Below are 17,627 nucleotides of genomic sequence, written 5' to 3'. Positions count from 1 at the left end.
CGGCCCGCCCGGCGGCGGTCTCCCCGGTGCGGTGGTGGTGGAGGCCCAGCGCCGGCGGGCGGGCGGGGCGCGCCGCCCCCCCCCCCCCCAACCGCCGGGATCGACCCGAGGAGGACGCGGTGACCGCGGTCCTGCCCACCCGCCCCAGCGCCGCCGAGCGGCGCGCCGCCCCGAGCCTGACCGCCGCGGTCCGCGACCTGGACAGCCGACGGGCCCGCTCCCGCCAGCGGATGATCGGCGCCTCCGAGCTGGGCGAGTGCCGCCGCCGGGCGGCCTACCGGATCGCCCGCCGCCGTCCGACCAACACCCGCACCGGACTGCAGGCCTTCATCGGCACCGAACTGCACCGCGGGGTGCTGCGCGCGCTGCGCCGCCAGTACGGCGGGCTGACCGAGGTCCGCCTCCAGGGCGAGCAGGTCAAGGGCCGCTGCGACTGGTGGCACGCCCCGGTCGTCGAGGACCTCAAGACGACGTCCCGGTTCGGGTTCGAGCGGATCCTCACCCGTGGGGCCCCCGTGCGGCACTGGTTCCAGGTCGCCGTCTACGCGTGGCTGCTGCGGACCGGGCAGACCGCCGACCGCCGGCTGCCGGCCGGCACCGGGCAGGACGTGGACGGGCTGCGCATCCGCTACCTGTCGCGCGACTCCGGTGAGGACGTCGTCTTCGAGGCCGACCACGACCCGTCGCTGACCGCCGAGGCGATCATGTGGCTCACCGACGTCTACGCCACCGTCGAGGCCGACGGGGCCGACGCCGTGCCCCGCGACGGGTTCGGGCCCGGAGTGGACGCCATGTGCGACTGGTGTCCGTTCCTGGACCTGTGCTGGGGCCCGCCGGTGGACCCGGCGACCGAGGGTGAGGTCTCCCGCCAGTCCCGGCTGACGGTCACCGACGAGGACTACGTCGAGGCCGTGCGGGACTACGACTCCTGGCGGACGGCCGAGAACGAGGCCAGGCGCCACAAGGAGTACGCGCGGGAGCGGCTGCGGGGCCGGTCCGGGCCGGCGGGCGACCTGCACTGCGAGTGGTCCGGTGGTGGCCTGCGCACGCAGGTGGACAAGGACGCCGCGGTCGAGCGGCTGGTCGAGCTCGGTGAGGTCGTGCCCACCCGGAGGACCCGCAACGCGCAGTCGATCCGGGTGACGAAGAACGTGGTGCCCCGGGACTGACCCCGCGGCCGTGCCCGGTCGTGCCGCCGCCGCGGAGCCCCCGCTCCACGACGGCGGCCTTGCCGTCACGTCGAACTGGTGTTCGAATCGGAGCGCCGACCCCCACTTCCAGGAGGCTTGCGATGGCGACCGTCTCCCCATCCGCCGCCCACCCGTTCCGCCGCGCCCCCGGCGAGGTCGCCTGGCGCTGCGCGTGCGGGATGAGCCGGAACGCCGCCGTGCACCGGAACGCGGCGACCCCGACCCCGCCGGCGCGGGTGGCCGCGGTGACCCCGGACCCGCCGGCCCCGCCGGCGCGGGTGGCCACGGTGACCCCGGCCCCGCCGGCGCGGGTGGCCGCGGTGACCCCGGACCCGCCGGCTCGGCCGGCGCGGGTGGCCGCGGTGACCGTGCCGACGTCCCACCTGCCCGCCGGCGAACCGGTCCTGACCACCGAGGTCCTCGGCACCGACTTCGGCCTCCCGCTGGTGCGGCCGGCCAAGGCCAGGGGAGGCGGCCGGGTCCGCGTCGTGCGCTCGCACTGCAGGGCGCACGGGGGAGTGGTCGTGTGGTTCACCGACGGGACCAAGACCCCGCCGCTCCACGGGCGCACGGTGTGGGTGGTCGCGGAGCCGGACGCGGACGCCCACGAGCCCGCGCGGGTGCCGGCGTGACCCTGGTGCACCAGCAGCACCCCCGGCTCCGGGCCTGCACCGGGGTCCACCCCGGCGGCGGCGCCCTGCTCGGGAGCCCGGTCGTCGTCGGTGGGTGGAGCGGTACGGCGATGGCCGTCCTCGCCCGCCGCTGACCAGTTCCCGGGACGACGTCCCCGCGGACTCCCGGCGCGGAGTCCTGGCAGGGTGGCGGGTGGTGACCGGTGCGCGGGCGGGGTCCGCGCCCGCGTGACCCCGCCGCGCCCGAGCCCGGCGGACCCGGCAGGGAGATGGGAGCAGCGTGGCCAGCGACCTCGCGAGGGAACTCGTCGCCATGATGGCCGAGCAGGAGGAGCTGCTGGAGCGGACGGGCGCCGGTTCTCCCGGTCCGCTCCCGCCCGAGGTCCGCCGACAGCACCGCGAGGTCTTCGTCCGCCACGCGGACCGCCTGCTGGACCTGCTCTCCGGGGGCTCGTGGCCGACCGCCTCGCGCGTGGGCGAACCGGCCGCGCACGCCGCCTGGCTCATCGCCCAGCACGCCGACACGCACGTCCACCTGCAGCGGCTCGCGGTGCGGTTGCTGCGCCGGGCGGTGGAGGTCGGGGAGGCGAGCAGGCGGGACCTCGCCTTCCTCGAGGACCGGCTGGCCGTCAACGAGGGCCGGCTCCAGGTCTACGGGACCCAGATCGCCGACGTCGTGGACGGCGAGCCCGTCCCGTGGCCGTGCGTCGAGCCGGAGCGCCTCGACGAGCGGCGCGCCCAGGTCGGCATCGAGCCGTTCGCGGTCAACGCCGCCCGGTTCCGGCCACCTCCCGCGAGCGCCGACGGCTGACCGGGTGTGGCCGGGAGCACCGTCCCGCCCCGGGGTCCGCCGGGGGCTCAGCCGGCGAGGCCGTCGAGGCCGTCGAGGACGTCGACGATCCCCGCGGGGTGGATCTGGAACCGCAGGTGGCTGCTGGCCAGTGAGTGCACGTCGAAGGGCCGGTCGGGGAGGAGCGCGTCCGCCTCGGCGATGAAGCGGTCCTGGAGGGCGAGGGGCAGGGCGCGGTCCTCGGTCAGGCGCACGTAGCTGCGGGGGATCGAGCCCCACGTGGCCGGATCGGCACGCGTGGCGACCTCGTCCACGACCAGCGCCTCGTCGGGCTCCTGCAGGTGCAGGTAGGCGAGCAGCTCCTGCCTCGTGCCGTCGGCCAGCAGCGCGGCCTGGAGGAGGTCGAGGTGGCCGGGGTCGGACGTGCGCCAGTTCAGCCGGATCGCGCCGATCGCACCCGGGTCGCCGACGGCGAGGACGCCGGCGCCGGTCAGGAGGCTGGTCGCGTTCTCCGGACCGGCGGAGTACTCGCTCACCGTCGCCGAGACCGGGCACCACGCGGAGACGTAGACCAGGCGGTCGACCAGCTCGGGCACCGCGTTCCCCACCGCCGTCACGGCGAGGCCGCCGCGGCTGGCACCGACGAGGACGACGGGGCCGTGCTCCCGCGCGCGCCGCACGACCTCGACGACGGCCGCGACGTCCTGGGCGGTGCTGATGCCGGACATCCCGCTGGGCGCGCGGGCGAGCACGTCGAGGTCCTGGGCGCCGAGGTAGCCGGCCGGGATGGTCGCGCCGAACCCGTGACCGGGCAGGTCGACGGCGACCGCGCGGTGCCCGCGCAGGGCCAGCTCGCGGGCGGTCGGCCCCCACACCGCGGCGTTGCAGAAGGCGCCGTGGACGAGGACGAACGTGGTCGGGCTCATCCCTCTGCGGGATCGGCCTCGTCCGCGAACTCCCGGAACGCCGCGAAGGCACGCGGGCCGTACACGGTGCCCGGTCCGCCGTTCATCGCGATGGCCACGCCCAACGCCTCGGCGACCTCGGACTCGGTCGCGCCGGTGCGCACGGCTCCGCGCGCGTGGGACGCGATGCAGCCGTCGCACTCCTTGCTGACCGCGATGGCCAGCGCGATCAGCTCCTTGGTCTTCTGGTCGAGTGCACCCGCGGCGTAGGCGGCGGCGTGCATCTGGCGGTACCCGTCGTAGACCTCGGAGATGGCGCGGCGCAGCGCGCGGGCCGGTTCGCGGAGCTCCTGCTGGACGGCGTGGCCGTGACCCATGACGGAATGGTGTCAGGTGCCGTGCCGGGGGGCGCGGCGGCGGGGGGCGGCCGGCGACGGCACGGGGCGGAGGGCCGGTGGGAGCCGGTCGCGGACCGAGACCCGGGCCGGCGGTTCCCCGTCGAGGGCATCAGGTCGGCTGCTGCTGGTGGTGCGGGCTGTCGGGGTTCAGCAGCGAGTGCTTGCGGCCGTAGGCGAAGTAGAGGACGAGCCCGATGAGCAACCAGACCCCGAAGCGCAGCCAGGTCTCCCAGTGCAGCTGCAGGATCAGGAACAGCGACGCGAGGACCCCGAACGCGGGGACGACGGGCATGAGCGGCACGCGGAAGGAGCGGGGGGTGTCGGGCCGGGTGTAGCGGAACAGGATGACGGCGACACACACGACGACGAACGCGGAGAGGATGCCGATGTTCGTCAGGTCCGCGACGGCGCGGATCGGGAAGACCCCGGCGAGCACCGCGGCGGCCACGCCGGCGATCCACGTCACGCGCTGCGGGGTGCCCCCACGGTCGACCTTGGCGAACCACGGGGGGAGCAGCCCGTCGCGGCTCATCGAGAACCACACCCGGGTGACGCCGAGCAGGAACGTCAGCATCACGGTCAGGATGGACAGCACGGCGAAGACCGAGATGATCGAGGCGATCACCGGCAGGCCGGCGCTGGTGAAGGCCGAGGCGAAACCGGCGGTCGGGTCGATGTCCTGGTAGCTCTGCATCCCCGTGAGCACCAGCGTGGCGGCCACGTAGAGCGTCATCGCGATGACGAGCGAGAGCACGATCGCCTTGGGCATGTGCTGCTTGCCGTCCCGGGCCTCCTCGGCGGCGGTGCTCATGGCGTCGTAGCCGAAGACGGCGAAGAAGACGGTGGCCGCGCCGGTGAGCACCGGGCCGAAGCCGGCGGGCATGAAGGGGTCGTAGTTCGCCGTGTCGATGTAGAACACGCCGAGCCCGATGATGAACAGGATCAGCAGGATCTTGATGGCCACGGCCACGAGCTCGAACCGGCCGAACGTCTGGGTGCCGCGGCTGAGGATGAAGGTGACGAGCAGGCAGATCAGGATGGCCGGGACGTTGACGGCGCCGCCCTCCTCAGCGGACGCGGTGACCGACGCCGGGAGGGTGACCCCGAAGCCCTCGAGGAACGCCTCGAGGTAACCGGAGATGCCGATGGCCACGACCGCCACGATGGCGATGTACTCCAGCAGCAGGTCCCAGCCGATGAACCACGCGATGAACTCGCCGAGGGCGACGTACCCGTAGGTGTAGGCCGAGCCGGCCCGCGGGATCATGCCGGCGAACTCGGCGTAGGACAGCGCCGCGGCCGCCGAGGCGAGCCCGGCGATGAGGAAGGCGATCACCACGGCCGGCCCGACGCCGGGGTTGTCCGCGTCGCCGTGAGCCACCAGCCCGGCGAGGGAGAAGATCCCGACGCCGATGATGCCGCCCACACCGATCGCGGTCAGCTGCCAGAGCCCGAGGCTCTTGGTGAGGGCGCCGGCCCCGCTCTCCCGCTCGATCTCCTCCATCGTGTCGACGGGCATGCGCCGCCAGATGGACTGCCCTGTCCGAGTGCTCATGAGTCCCTCTCCGACTGGTCGGGCCCGGGGCGCGAGACCTCGGCGAGCGTCCGGCGAGGTCGGCACCGCTGCTCGCACGGACGGGCGGGGATCCTCGAGGCCCGGGTCTGCCCTCCTGTCCTGCGAACCGGGGGAGCGGCGTCGACCGCGGCCCCACGGTGGCGTGCGGCCGCGCCACCGTGGGGCCGCGCTGGTCGGTCCTCGGCACTCGGGACCGCCCTGTCGGGACGCCGGCGGTGGCAGGTCGACGCGAGCTCATTGGAGCAGGTGCGGTCCGGGACTGCCCAGTCCTCGGGCGGTCTCCTCCGCCGCTCCGCGGCCGGCTGCGGACGAGGCCTGCCCGGCGGTCCCCCGTGCCAGGGTGGACGGCATGACCGTGGAACGGCAGGTCCCACTGCGGTTCGAGGAGTCGGCGCGGACGGCCGGCACCCACAGCAACCTCTCGGCCGTCCGCAGCGATGGCGCCGTCCTCTGGGTCGCCGGCGACGAGACCGCCACGATCGAGCGTCTGATCGCCGATCCCCCGGACGGGCCGCACCGCTACGCGCAGCACACCAGTGTCCGGCTCGCCGACCTGGTGCCGCTGCCGGTCGCCGACGAGGCGGGGGCAGAGGGGGAAGCCGACATCGAGGGTCTGGCCCGGCACGGTCGGTTCCTGTGGGCCGTCGGGTCGCACAGCCTGCGCCGCAGGCAGATCAAGGCCAAGCACGGCGGCGAGCAGGCCCTGCGCCGGCTCGCCGAGGTCACCGGCCAGCCCAACCGGCAGATCCTGCTCCGGTTGCCGATCGACGTCGTGGACGGCCTGCCGACCGTCGTGCCGGAGCTGGAGGAGGGCGGCGTCCGGCACCGCGCCGCGGCCTTCGGTCTGCACGGCACCGACCTGCGGGAGGTCCTGGCCGGAGACGAGCACCTGGGCCCGTTCCTGCCCCTGCCGGGCAAGGACAACGGGCTGGACGTCGAGGGCATCGCCGTGTCCGGGCCGCGGGTGTACCTGGGCCTGCGCGGTCCGGTGTTGCGGGGCTGGGCCGTGGTGCTGGAGTTGCGCCCCGAGGTCGACCCGGATGCGCCGGAGCGGCTGCGGCTGGCGACCTTCGGTGACGGGCGCCCGTACCGCAAGCACGTCCTGCGCCTCGGCGGCCTCGGGGTCCGGGACCTCTGTCCGCACGGGGACGACCTGCTCGTGCTGGCCGGGCCGACGATGGACCTCGACGGGCCGGTGCACGTCTCCCGCTGGCACGGGGCACTCCAGGCGGACACCCCGCAGGTGGTCCGTGGCGACCTGCTCACCCGAGAGCTCGACCTGCCCTCCGGCGAGGGGTGCGACCACGCCGAGGGCATCGGGCTGTTCGGGGAGGCCGACAGCCCGCGCCTGCTCGTGGTCTACGACAGTCCGTCGCCGGGCCGGCTGACCGACGACGGGGCCGTCCTCGCCGACGTGCTGCGGTTGCCGGACGCCGGGGACGCGGAGGGCCGCGGCCGTCCGTCGCCGGGCGTGCACCTCCGGGAGGTCACCGACGACAACCGCGAGGCGGTCCGCGCATTGCGCGTCCGGGGGCGCCAGGAGCGGTTCGTCGCCTCGGTGTCCCGCTCGCTCCGCGACGCCGCGAACACGCCCAAGGCCAATCCGTGGTACCGGGCGGTGTACTGCGGGGACGAGCCGGTCGGCTTCGTGATGCTCTCCTGGAAGCCGCGCAAGGGCCCGTACCGGGGGCGGCACTTCCTGTGGCGCCTGCTCATCGACAAGCGGTACCAGGGGCGCGGGATCGGCCGGTCGGTGCTGACGCAGGTCGTCGACCTGGTGCGGGCCGATGGTGGCACCGAGCTGCTGACCAGCTACGAGCCCGGCAAGGGAGGACCGGGGCCCTTCTACGAGGGACTCGGCTTCCGGTCAACCGGGGAGGTCGACGACGGGGAGATCGTCCTGCGGCTCCTCCTGCCCCCCGGTGGGGGTCCCCCTTCCCGCGGCCAGGGATGACCACGCGGAGCGGCGCCACTCGACGCGCCGCGCGGCTACCTGGGGCGCGAGGGCGACGAGGACCCGGTCGGCCTCGGCGTCGACGTCGTCGGTGCGGGCCAGGTCGCGCAGCGGCGTGACCTCGAGCACCGCCTCGTCCTCGCCGACCCCGCGGTGGGGACGACGACCAGCACGGCGGGTCGGCGCGGCTGGTGCGGGCGCTGCCGCGGGTCCTGGTCGTCCCGCGTACCTGCCAGCTGGGCCCCGCAGTCGAGCTCACGGTGGCCGAGATCGAGCGCGAGGAGCCGAGGACCCCGCGCGCCCGTGGACGGTCGCCGCGCTGGCGGAGGAGGTCGGCGTCTCCCGCGCCACCCTCGCCCGCCGGTCTCCCGACCTGGTCGGCGAGCCGCCCATGGCCTACCTCACCGGCTGGCGCCTGTGCCTGGCCGCGGACCTGCTCGCCGGCACCGACGCCACCGTGGAGGCCGTGGCCCGGCAGGTCGGCTACGGGAGCGGCTTCGGGCTGAGCGTCGCGTTCACGCGCGTGTACGGCACCCGACCGAGCACCTTCCGGACGCCGACCCCGGCCTGAGCCGCCCGGCCAGGGTGGTGGCCCGTGGCAGGCTCCCGTCAGTGCTGCATCGGGTGGTCCCGCAGGAACCCGGTGACGATCCGGACCAGGTCCTCCGGGCGTTCGATGTGCAGCCCGTGGCTCGAGCCCGGGCCGGTGACGAGCTCGAAGCGCGCGCCGGGGATCGCCTCGGCGACGGCCCTCGACTGCCAGGGCGGGGTCAGCAGGTCCTGCTCACCGACGACCACGAGGGTGGGTGCGGTGACACCGCCCAGCCGGTCGAGGGTGTCGTGCGCGAGGTCGGCGTCCCACTGCTCGGTCGTCACCTGCATCTGCTCCTCGTTCTGCGGGAACGCGGGCAGCATCGGCGCGAGCATCTCCTGGAAGTCCGGGTGGTCGAGCAGCTGGGGCGAGAAGGCCAGGCCGGCGGTGGCCAGCGCCGCGTCCATGTCGCGGACCGCGTAGGGCAGCCGGAGCGCGGAGAGGACGGATCGCTGGAAGCCGTCGCAGCGGCCCCAGGTGGCGTACATGATCGCGCTGGCCACCTGCTCCGGGTGGGCGAGCGCGAGTTCCTGCACGACGGCGGACCCGAGCGACCACCCCATGACGTGCGCCCGCGGCACGTCGAGCGCGTGCAGCAGGGCCGAGACGTCCTCGGCCATGGAGGCGACGCTGATCGCGCCCTCGCCGCGCTCACTCCCGCCGAGGCCGCGGTTGTCGAAGGCGATCACCCGGTACTGCTCGGCCAACCGCGGGATGACCTCCCCCCAGAGCGGGATCGACCCCGACGTCCCCATGACCAGCAGCAGCGGGTCACCCTCGCCGCTGATCTCGTAGTTGAGCGTCACTCCGGTCCGACAGGCCGTCTGTGGCATGGTGCCTTCCCTCCAGGGTCGGGTGAGCGGGACCGGCCTCAGCGGTAGACCAGGGAACCGTCGTCGAGGTCGACCTTCGGCAGGAGTTCCTGCTCCTCCTCGTGCTCGATCATGTGCGTCCACGGCTCGCGATCGCCCTGCTTGAACAGGACGTGCTGCGAGCGCATGACGTACCCGGCGTTGAAGTTCTCCGGGTCCGACCACGGGCGCAGCCGCATGTCGGCGTCCTCCGGCCGGAGGGTCGGGACGACCATGGTGGCGCCCCTCGCCTCCATGGTGTCGAACAGCCGGCAGACCAGGTCGCTGACCAGGTCCGCGCGCAGCGTCCAGCTGTGCCGGAAGTAGCCGAACGTGTAGGCCATGTTCGGGATGCCGCTGATCATGATGCCGCGCCAGGTGACCCGCTCCGGGAACTCCACCGGCTCGCCGTCCACGGTGAACGCGACGTCGCCGAAGGCCGAGAGGTTGAACCCCGTCGCGGTGACGACGATGTCGGCATCGATCTCCTCCCCGGAGCTGACCCGGATGCCCTTCTCGGTGAACCGGTCGATGGTGTCGGTGACGATCGACGCCTTCCCCTCGCGGAGCGCCGCGAACAGGTCGCCGTCCGGGACGATCGCGATGCGCTGCTGCCAGGGCCGGTACCGGGGGGTGAAGTGCTTCTCGATGTCGAAGCCCTCGGGGAGGAGCGGACGCATGGACTCGATGAGGAACGTGTGCAGCTCGTCCGGGGCCTCGAGCGAGGTCCGTGCCAGCCACTGGTACTGGGAGATGTACTGGCGGCGGAGGATCTCGTGCGTCCACTCCTCCGGGATGTCCAGGGCGCGCAGCGTCACGGCGAGCTCGTGCGTGACCGGTGGGGCGTAGTAGTAGGAGGGGGAGCGCTGCAGCATGGTCACGTGCTGCGCCTTCTGCGCGATCGCCGGGATGAGGGTCGACGCGGTGGAGCCCGAGCCGATGACGACGACGCGCTTGCCGGTGTAGTCGAGGTCCTCCGGCCACGCCTGCGGGTGCACGACGACGCCGGTGAAGTCCTCCATGCCCTCCCACCGCGGCTGGTAGGGGTCGGCGTGGTTGTAGTAGCCCTGGCACATCCAGAGGAACTGCGTCGTGAACCGGATCCGCTCGCCGGTGTCGCCCCGGGTCACCTCCACGGTCCACCGGCGGTCCTCGGTGGACCAGGTGGCCGCGGTGACCCGGTGCCGGTAGCGGATGTACGGGGCCAGGTCGTTCTCGTCGATGACCTCGTCGAGGTAGTCGAGGATCTCCTCACCCGCCGCGATCGAGGGCCCGCGCCAGGGCTTGAACCGGTAGCCGTAGGTGAACAGGTCGCTGTCGGAACGGACGCCGGGGTACCGGTGGGTCCACCACGTGCCGCCCCGGGCCTCCTGCGCGTCGAGGACGACGAGGGACCGGTCCGGGAAGCGTTCCCGCAGGTGGTAGGCGGCGTCGATCCCCGACACGCCGGCGCCGACGACGAGGACGTCGACGTGCTCCACGGCGGTCGGGTCGCTGCCGGGTTCGGCGGTCGTGGCCGGCTCGGTCGTCGTCATGGGGAGGCCTCCGCTCGTGTGTGACCCAGGTCACCGACCCTAGTCGGGTCGCCCCGTGCGGAGGGTGCGCCGGCCCCCTGCCCGGTCACCGGGCGGCGCGCTCCCGGGTGGCCCCGGTGGCCGGGTCGGCGTGCAGGTCGATCCGCGAGGTCTCCGGCGCCAGCAGGACGCAGACCGCGGTGAGGACGAGCACCCCCACCACGTAGAGGGAGACGGCGACCGAGGTGTCGAAGCGGTCGATCAGGGCCACCGAGATGATCGGCGCCAGCGCGCCGCCCAGGATCCCCGCCAGCTGGTAGCCCATGGAGGCGCCGGTGTAGCGCACCCGCGTGGGGAACAGCTCGGCGATGAACGAGGCCTGCGGACCGTACATCGCGGCGTGGAAGACGAGCGCGACCACCGTCGCGAGGACGATCAGCGCGAAGCGACCGGTGTCGAGCAGGGCGAAGAACACGAAGACCCAGATCGCGGCACCGACCGCGCCGACGAGGTAGACCGGTCGCCGGCCGAACCTGTCCGACAGCACGCCGGACCACGGGATCAGCACCACCTGGACCGCGGCGGCGATCAGGACGGCGTTGAGCGCGTAGCTGTTCGGCAGGCCGAGGTAGGTCACCACGTAGGTCGTGACGAACAGGATGAACGTGTAGAAGGCGACGTCGACACCGATCCTCGCGCCGATCGCGAGCAGCACCCGCGACGGGTACCGGCGCAGCACGTCGATGATCGGCGCCTTGACCTCGGCGTCGTGCTCCTGGACCTCGCGGAACAGCGGGCTCTCGGCGATGGTCAGCCGGATCCACAGCCCCACGAGCACCAGGACGCCGCTGAGCAGGAACGGGATCCGCCAGCCCCAGTCGAGGAAGGCCGAGTCCGAGGTGACCGCCCCCATCAGGGACAGCACCCCGTTGGCCAGCAGCAGCCCGATCGGCACGCCGACCTGCGGCCAGCTGGCGTTGAGCCCCCGCCGGTGCGGGGAGCCGGACTCCAGCGTCATCAGCACCGCACCGCCCCACTCGCCGCCGAGCCCGAGGCCCTGCAGGAAGCGCAGCGCCACCAGCAGGAGAGGGGCCCACACCCCGATCGATTCGTACGTGGGCAGGAGGCCGATGAGGAAGGTGGCGATGCCCATGATCAGCAGCGTCACCACGAGCACGTTCTTGCGGCCGAGCTTGTCGCCGTAGTGGCCGAACACGACCCCGCCCAGCGGCCGGGCCACGAAGCCGACCGCGTACGTCGTGAACGCCAGCAGCGTCCCGACCAGCGGGTCGAAGCTGGGGAAGAAGATCTGGTTGAAGACGAGGGCGGCGGCCGTGCCGTAGATGAAGAAGTCGTACCACTCCAGGGAGGTGCCTACGAGACTGGCCACGATCACGCGGCGGACGGACGAGGCCTGAGCGGTGCCGGCGGTGCGGGACATCGGGATCTCCCTCGGTGACGGCTGCACGTCGGAGCGGTTCCAGCACAGTCCGGTCCACGTCGTCCCGCAACAACAGCGACCACCCCGCCGGGCTCCTCGGCGGGGAGGAGTGGGGGCGATCCCGGCGGACGTCCGCGCACCCCGTGCTGAACAGGCACTTCGTCCCTCCGCTTTGGGGGTTGGGCGCGCGGCGCGGTGTTCCGCACGATGGGGCACCGAGGCGCCTGGAGGGTCGTCGTGCTGGAGCAGGAAGGGGCCGTGCGCGCGGCGCGCCGGCGCAGGCTCGCGCTGTTCGGCCCGGCGTTCGTCGCCGCGATCGCCTACGTCGACCCGGGCAACTTCGCCACCAACTTCTCCGCCGGTGCCGAGTACGGCTACCTGCTGCTCTGGGTGATCGTCCTCGCCAACCTCATGGCGGTGTTCGTGCAGAGCCTCTCGGCCAAGCTCGGGCTGGCCACTGGGATGTCCCTGCCGCGGAACTGCCGGAGGGAGTACCCCCGTCCGGTGGTGCTGGGGCTCTGGGCACAGGCCGAGGTGGTCGCGATGGCGACCGACCTGGCCGAGATCGTCGGCGGGGCCATCGCGCTGCACCTGCTCTTCGGCCTGGACCTGTTCATCGGCGGCCTGGTCACCGGCGTGTGGGCCTTCCTGTTGCTCGCCGTCCAGGCCCCGGGGGACCGGCGCTTCATCGGCCTGGTGACGGCCTACTTCGGCCTGATCCTGGTCGCGTTCCTCCTGCTGGTGCCGGGCGCGGGGATCGACGCCGGGGCGGCGGCCGGCGGGCTGGTGCCCCGGATCGACGACGTCGGCAGCCTCGTGCTGGCCGCGGGCATCCTCGGCGCCACGGTCATGCCCCATGCCATCTACCTGCACTCGGCGCTGGTGACCGAGACGATCGAGGCTCCCACGGTCCGGCTGAAGCGCGCGGCGCTGCGGGCCCAGCGGGTCGACGTCACCGCGGCCATGGGCCTGGCCGGGCTGGTCAACGTGGCGATGCTGCTGGTCGCGGCCGCCCTGTTCGCCGGTTCGTCGCTCGGCGCCAACACGCTCGAGGGCGTCTACGAGGGCTTCGGCCTGCAGAGCACCGCCGCGCTGCTGTTCGCCGTCGCCCTGCTGGCGTCGGGCTTCGCCTCGTCCAGCGTCGGCACCTATGCCGGCCAGGTCGTCATGGACGGTTTCCTGCGGCGCCGGATCCCGCTGCTCGCCCGGAGGGCGCTCACCATGGCCCCGGCGCTGGTGGTCCTGGCGCTCGGGGTCGACCCCACCCGGGCGCTGGTGGTGTCACAGGTGGTGCTGTCCTTCGGCATCCCGTTCGCGCTGGTGCCGCTGCTGCTGCTGACCCGGCGCCGCGACGTCATGGGCGAGCTGGTCAACCGGCGGCGCACCACCGTGCTCGCCGTCGTCGTGACCGGCGTGATCCTCACCCTGAACGCGGTGCTGCTGTCCCTGCTGCTCCGCTGAGGCGCGCCACCGCCGTCGGACACGGGTCGGTGCAGGTCGGAGCCCGGGTCGGGTGGCACACTCGCCGCACCCGACGACGAGTGAGGCAGGCCACATGACGACCCCGGGCTTCGGACTGTTCGACCACATCGAGGGCATCCCGGGCACCCCCACGCACCGCCTGCTCCGCGACCGGCTCGACCTCGTCCGGACGGCCGACCAGGCCGGGTTCGCCAGCGTGCACTTCGCCGAGCACCACGGCACGGACCTGTCGCTGGCCCCGAACCAGGACCTCGTGGTGGCGGCGGCCTCACAGATCACCACGGGCATCCGGATGGGGCCGATGGTGAAGCTGCTGCCGATGCACCACCCGGTCTCGCTGATCGAGGACATGTGCGTCGTCGACCAGCTCACCGAGGGGCGGCTGGAGTACGGGGTCGGGCGGGGCGCGGTGCCGGCGGAGCACGCCTGGCACGGCAGCAGCCACCGCGACGCGAAGGAGCGGTTCGCCGACACCCTCGGGATCATCGCCGACGCGCTGCGCACCGGTGAGATCTCGAGTGAGAACAGCCGCTACCACGACTTCCCGACCATGCCGATGTCGACGACGCCGTTCCAGGAGCACATCCCGTTCTGGTACCCCGGCAACCCTGAGACCGCCGGCCGGTACGGCATGAGCCTCATGTGGCCCGGCCCCATCGACCCGGAGTCCTACGAGCGGTACGTGACCAGCTGGGACGCCCACCGCGGGGAGCGGGTCCGGCTGGACGGGCCCGGCTCGAAGCCCCAGGTCGCCTGCTCGATGCTGCTGGCGCTGGCGGACTCGGAGGAGGAGGCCGTCGCGGTGGCCCGCCGGGGAGCCGACGGGCTGGGACGGCGCACGGTGTCGGCCCACCGCTTCGACTCCGTGGTGATCACCGACGACGAGCGGGACGCGGTGATGGCGCCGCTGAAGGCGATCCTGGCCGGCCTGGAGATGTCCATCGGACTGGGCGCCGGTACCCCGCAGCAGATCACGGAGCGGTTCGCCGGCTTCCTGGCGTCGGGGATGGTGGACCGGGTCGTGCTGATGCTGCCGACCGGGGACATGACCCTCGACGAGGCGCGGCGCTCGCTGGACCTGTTCGTCAGCGAGGTCAAGCCGCAGCTCGAGCAGGTGTCCGTGGGCTGACCCGGGAGTCGCGCCGGCCCCGGCCGGTCGAGGCCGGCGCGCCCGCCGCGCGCGCCGCGATGAGGTCTGGCCCGCGGGTCGGTCCTCCTGGCGTGGCCTCGCGACCGCGCCGGGCCCCGTCAGCGCAGGAGGCCGCCATGAGCACCGACACGAGCACCGCCCAGGTCACCGGCACCGGCCCCGCGGACGTCGCCGATCCCCGGACCGCCGCGCTGCGCAGCCTCGACCGCCTGGTCGGCACCTGGACGGTGTCGGGCACCGACGACCTGACCGGCGAGGTCCGGTACGCGTGGATGGAGGGCGGGGCCTTCCTCGTCCAGCACGTCGACCTGCACGCGGCCGACGGGCCCACCCGCGGTGTGGAGTACATCGGCTACGAGGAGGCCAGTGGCAAGCTGCGCAGCCACTTCTCCGGCGCCGGCGGGGAGGTCCTCGAGTACACCTACCAGCTCGAGGGCGACCTCCTCACCATCTGGTTCGGCGGACCGGACTCCCCGGCGCGCTTCGAGGGCCGCTTCAGCGCCGACGGCAGGGTCAACGACGGGGCGTGGCAGTGGCCGGGTGGTGGCTACGCGTCCACGATGACCCGCGCCGACTGACCTCCGGGCGGCGGGGCCGCCCGGCGCGCGGGCGGGCGTCCACCCCGCGCGGGGTGGGACCGGCGGCCGGGGTGGGGCGGGGGAGGGGTCCGGCCGGCCCGGACGACGACCGACCCCGGCCCGCTGCGTCACCCGCGCGACGGGCCGGGAATGGTGCGCGCGCGGACGCGTTGACACGGGGGAGGTACCGTCCCGGGGACGAGCCCGGCCTCCGACCGTGGTCTCCCCCGTACCGTGGACCAGCCCGTCGACCGGCGGCTCGGGTCCCCGGACGGGAGGCCTGCCGAGACCGGCGGCGTCGATCCGTGCAGATCCGCGCGCCGGCTCCGGGTGCGGAGCACCAGGCTCCGCTCGGGACGTCCGCGCCCGGTCCGCGGGACCGTGCGGCATGCGCCGCGGCACCCGTGCCCGGCATCGAGGAGGAGGAGTCCGTGGCTCGACCAGGCCAGCGCCAGACCGGCGCTCGCCGTGGCGCCCCGCGGGAGCAGCGACGCGTCCGCTCCCGCGGTGACGTCGTCTCGCTGCTCGCCCGCACGGTCCGCGAGGTCGAGGCGGCCGCCCAGCGCGGCCGCGTGACGCCTGCGGTGCGCGCGAAGTTCCAGGCGGTCGCCCTGCTGCTGCGGGAGGAGCGCGCCCGTGTCCGGGCGGCGGCCGGCAGCGACGGTCACCGGGCCGAGTCGCTCAAGCGCCTGGACGGCATCGCGACCATCCTCGCGACGACCGCCGTCCGGGACGCCGGGCTGCTGGCACTGCTCGCCGACGACGCCGTCGTCTCGGACGCGGCCCGGGCGCGCAGGCGGGAGATGCTGCGCGAGGCCGGCATCGAGCCGGCGCCGGACGAGGCCGCGCCGGCGGAGTCCGCGACCGCTCCGGCCGGCACGGAGCGGCGGGTGGTCCCGCAGTCGGTGGTCTCCCGGCAGCTGGCCAACCCGTTCCTCGCCCCCGACTTCTCCGCCGTCCCGCAGCGCACTGCACGGCCGCGGCGCCTGGCCGGCTGGGAGCTGCTCGGGCCGCTGCTGAGCTCCTTCGAGCGTGCCGGTGGGGGAGCCCCGGCGTGCATGGCGCTCCCCGCGCCGACGGCACGGTTCACCCCGGCGGGCCTGGAACTGATGGCGCACCAGGGGCAGCTGGTCGCCGCGGCCGCGGCCGGGCACCGGACGTTCCTGCTCGCCGACGAGCCGGGACTGGGCAAGACCGCCCAGGCACTGCTCGCGGCGGAGGCGGCGAACGCCTATCCGCTGCTGGTCGTCGTGCCCAACGTGGTGAAGACCAACTGGGCCCGTGAGGCAGCGCGCTGGACCCCCCACCGCCAGGCCACCGTGGTGCAGGGCGACGGCGAGACGGTCGACGGCTTCGCCGACGTCGTCGTGGTGAACTACGAGGTGCTCGACCGCCACGTGGGCTGGCTCGGTGACTTCGGCTTCCGCGGCATGGTCGTGGACGAGGCCCACTTCATCAAGAACAAGACCTCGCAGCGCTCCCAGCACGTCCTCGCGCTCTCCGACCGCGTCCGGTCCCGCACCGCGAGGCCGCTCCTGATGGCGCTGACCGGCACCCCGCTGATCAACGACATCGACGACTTCCGGGCGATCTGGCAGTTCCTCGGCTGGATCGACGACAGCACGCCCCTCGGCGAGCTGATGCAGGCGCTGGAGGACACCGGGCTGACGCCCGCCGACCGGGGCTTCTACCCCGCGGCGCGCCAGTGCGTGATCGACCTCGGCATCGTGCGCCGCCGCAAGGTCGACGTGGCCGCTGACATCCCCGCCCGCCGCATCGCCGACCTGCCCGTCGAGCTCGACGGAGCGGTGGGCCGGTCGATCCGGGCGGCCGAGCGGGACCTCGCCCGCCGGATGGTGGCGCGGTACGAGACCGCGCTGGCCAACCGGTCCTCCGACGCCGTGATCGAGGGCATCGACGCCGACCTCGTGCGGCGGGTGGCCCGGTCGGAGCTGAAGGAGGCGATGGCGGCGCAGTCCGGCGACAACGTGTTCGCCATGATGCGGCGCATCGGCCGGGCGAAGGCCGAACTGGCCGCGGACTACGCCGCGCAGCTGGCCCGCAGCGCCGGCAAGGTCGTCTTCTTCGCCAAGCACGTCGACGTGATGGACGCCGCGGAGGAGACCTTCGCGCGCCAGGGGGTGCGCTTCTCGTCGATCCGTGGCGACCAGACGCCCACGGCGCGGCAGGGGAACGTCGACGCGTTCGTGAACGACCCCGACGTCGCCGTCGCGGTGTGCTCGCTGACCGCGGCCGGCGTGGGCCTGAACCTGCAGGTCGCCTCGAACGTCGTGTTGGCCGAGCTGTCCTGGACCGACGCGGAGCAGACCCAGGCCATCGACCGCAGCCACCGCATCGGGCAGACCGAGCCGGTCACCGCGTGGCGGATCATCGCCGCGCAGACCATCGACGCCCGGATCGCCGAGCTGATCGACAGCAAGGCCGGTCTCGCTGCCCGGGCGCTGGACGGGTCCGACGAGGAGCTCGGGTCCTCGACCGACGTGCAGCTGGAGGCGCTGGTCGCGCTGCTGACCGACGCGCTGCGGACGCCGTGAACCCCGGTCCGCGGGGAGG

Annotated in this window: 16 protein-coding genes; 10 read left to right on the top strand and 6 right to left on the bottom strand. The window is 73.8% G+C overall.

Annotated elements, in window-relative coordinates:
• The first annotated feature begins 119 nt into the window (after nt 1-119).
• The 4 genes from ACI79C_RS18575 to ACI79C_RS18560 all read left to right on the top strand — a co-directional run bounded on the left by ACI79C_RS18575 (nt 120) and on the right by ACI79C_RS18560 (nt 2,633).
• Nucleotides 120-1,169, top strand: a complete 1,050-nt coding sequence (locus tag ACI79C_RS18575) for a PD-(D/E)XK nuclease family protein (protein ID WP_456947162.1) — start codon at nt 120-122, stop codon at nt 1,167-1,169.
• Nucleotides 1,170-1,291: 122 nt separating this feature from the next.
• A complete protein-coding gene (locus ACI79C_RS18570; protein WP_456947161.1) occupies nt 1,292-1,822 on the top strand; it encodes a hypothetical protein in 531 nt (176 codons plus the stop codon).
• Nucleotides 1,819-1,956 (top strand): hypothetical protein, encoded by a 138-nt coding sequence (locus tag ACI79C_RS18565; protein ID WP_456947160.1) that lies wholly within the window; start codon nt 1,819-1,821, stop codon nt 1,954-1,956. The genes ACI79C_RS18570 and ACI79C_RS18565 overlap by 4 nt, the downstream gene beginning before the upstream one ends.
• A gap of 146 nt (nt 1,957-2,102) precedes the next feature.
• On the top strand, nt 2,103-2,633 hold the full coding sequence (locus tag ACI79C_RS18560) for a DUF6624 domain-containing protein (RefSeq protein WP_456947159.1): 531 nt from the start codon (nt 2,103-2,105) through the stop codon (nt 2,631-2,633).
• Between the two features lie 47 nt (nt 2,634-2,680).
• On the opposite strand, the gene ACI79C_RS18555 is transcribed toward ACI79C_RS18560, so the two are convergent.
• From ACI79C_RS18555 to ACI79C_RS18545, 3 genes are all read right to left on the bottom strand, one after another.
• Nucleotides 2,681-3,538, bottom strand: coding sequence for an alpha/beta fold hydrolase (locus tag ACI79C_RS18555; RefSeq protein WP_456947158.1), 858 nt, complete (start codon nt 3,536-3,538; stop codon nt 2,681-2,683).
• Nucleotides 3,535-3,894 carry a carboxymuconolactone decarboxylase family protein gene (locus tag ACI79C_RS18550; RefSeq protein ID WP_456947157.1) on the bottom strand — a complete coding sequence of 120 codons (360 nt, stop codon included), beginning with the start codon at nt 3,892-3,894 and terminating at the stop codon, nt 3,535-3,537. Before ACI79C_RS18550 ends, ACI79C_RS18555 begins: the two co-directional genes overlap by 4 nt.
• A gap of 130 nt (nt 3,895-4,024) precedes the next feature.
• Complete coding sequence (locus tag ACI79C_RS18545) at nt 4,025-5,470, bottom strand: amino acid permease (RefSeq protein ID WP_456947156.1); 1,446 nt, start codon at nt 5,468-5,470, stop codon at nt 4,025-4,027.
• A gap of 370 nt (nt 5,471-5,840) precedes the next feature.
• Between ACI79C_RS18545 and ACI79C_RS18540 the strand changes: the two genes are divergently transcribed.
• Both ACI79C_RS18540 and ACI79C_RS18535 read left to right on the top strand, forming a co-directional pair.
• Entirely contained in the window at nt 5,841-7,445 is a 1,605-nt protein-coding gene (locus ACI79C_RS18540) for a GNAT family N-acetyltransferase (protein ID WP_456947155.1), read from the top strand.
• Entirely contained in the window at nt 7,414-8,016 is a 603-nt protein-coding gene (locus ACI79C_RS18535) for a helix-turn-helix transcriptional regulator (RefSeq protein WP_456947154.1), read from the top strand. The genes ACI79C_RS18540 and ACI79C_RS18535 overlap by 32 nt, the downstream gene beginning before the upstream one ends.
• Before the next feature lie 38 nt (nt 8,017-8,054).
• Here ACI79C_RS18535 and ACI79C_RS18530 read toward each other — a convergent pair whose 3' ends face one another.
• The 3 genes from ACI79C_RS18530 to ACI79C_RS18520 form a co-directional block, all read right to left on the bottom strand.
• On the bottom strand, nt 8,055-8,843 hold the full coding sequence (locus tag ACI79C_RS18530; protein WP_456947153.1) for an alpha/beta fold hydrolase: 789 nt from the start codon (nt 8,841-8,843) through the stop codon (nt 8,055-8,057).
• A 65-nt stretch (nt 8,844-8,908) separates the two neighbouring features.
• Complete coding sequence (locus ACI79C_RS18525) at nt 8,909-10,423, bottom strand: flavin-containing monooxygenase (RefSeq protein ID WP_456947152.1); 1,515 nt, start codon at nt 10,421-10,423, stop codon at nt 8,909-8,911.
• An 85-nt stretch (nt 10,424-10,508) separates the two neighbouring features.
• Nucleotides 10,509-11,843 carry an MFS transporter gene (locus ACI79C_RS18520; RefSeq protein ID WP_456947151.1) on the bottom strand — a complete coding sequence of 445 codons (1,335 nt, stop codon included), beginning with the start codon at nt 11,841-11,843 and terminating at the stop codon, nt 10,509-10,511.
• Nucleotides 11,844-12,080: 237 nt separating this feature from the next.
• Between ACI79C_RS18520 and ACI79C_RS18515 the strand changes: the two genes are divergently transcribed.
• The 4 genes from ACI79C_RS18515 to ACI79C_RS18500 all read left to right on the top strand — a co-directional run bounded on the left by ACI79C_RS18515 (nt 12,081) and on the right by ACI79C_RS18500 (nt 17,608).
• Nucleotides 12,081-13,304 carry an Nramp family divalent metal transporter gene (locus ACI79C_RS18515; protein ID WP_456947150.1) on the top strand — a complete coding sequence of 408 codons (1,224 nt, stop codon included), beginning with the start codon at nt 12,081-12,083 and terminating at the stop codon, nt 13,302-13,304.
• A gap of 94 nt (nt 13,305-13,398) precedes the next feature.
• A complete protein-coding gene (locus ACI79C_RS18510) occupies nt 13,399-14,454 on the top strand; it encodes an LLM class flavin-dependent oxidoreductase (RefSeq protein WP_456947149.1) in 1,056 nt (351 codons plus the stop codon).
• A 137-nt stretch (nt 14,455-14,591) separates the two neighbouring features.
• The gene (locus ACI79C_RS18505; RefSeq protein ID WP_456947148.1) at nt 14,592-15,053 is read left to right on the top strand and encodes a hypothetical protein; all 462 of its coding nucleotides are present in this window, start codon (nt 14,592-14,594) and stop codon (nt 15,051-15,053) included.
• Between the two features lie 431 nt (nt 15,054-15,484).
• A complete protein-coding gene (locus ACI79C_RS18500) occupies nt 15,485-17,608 on the top strand; it encodes a DEAD/DEAH box helicase (RefSeq protein ID WP_456947147.1) in 2,124 nt (707 codons plus the stop codon).
• Nucleotides 17,609-17,627 lie beyond the last annotated feature (19 nt).

This window comes from Geodermatophilus sp. SYSU D00697 (assembly GCF_054050175.1).
This window is presented reverse-complemented; position numbering and strand designations above follow the sequence as displayed.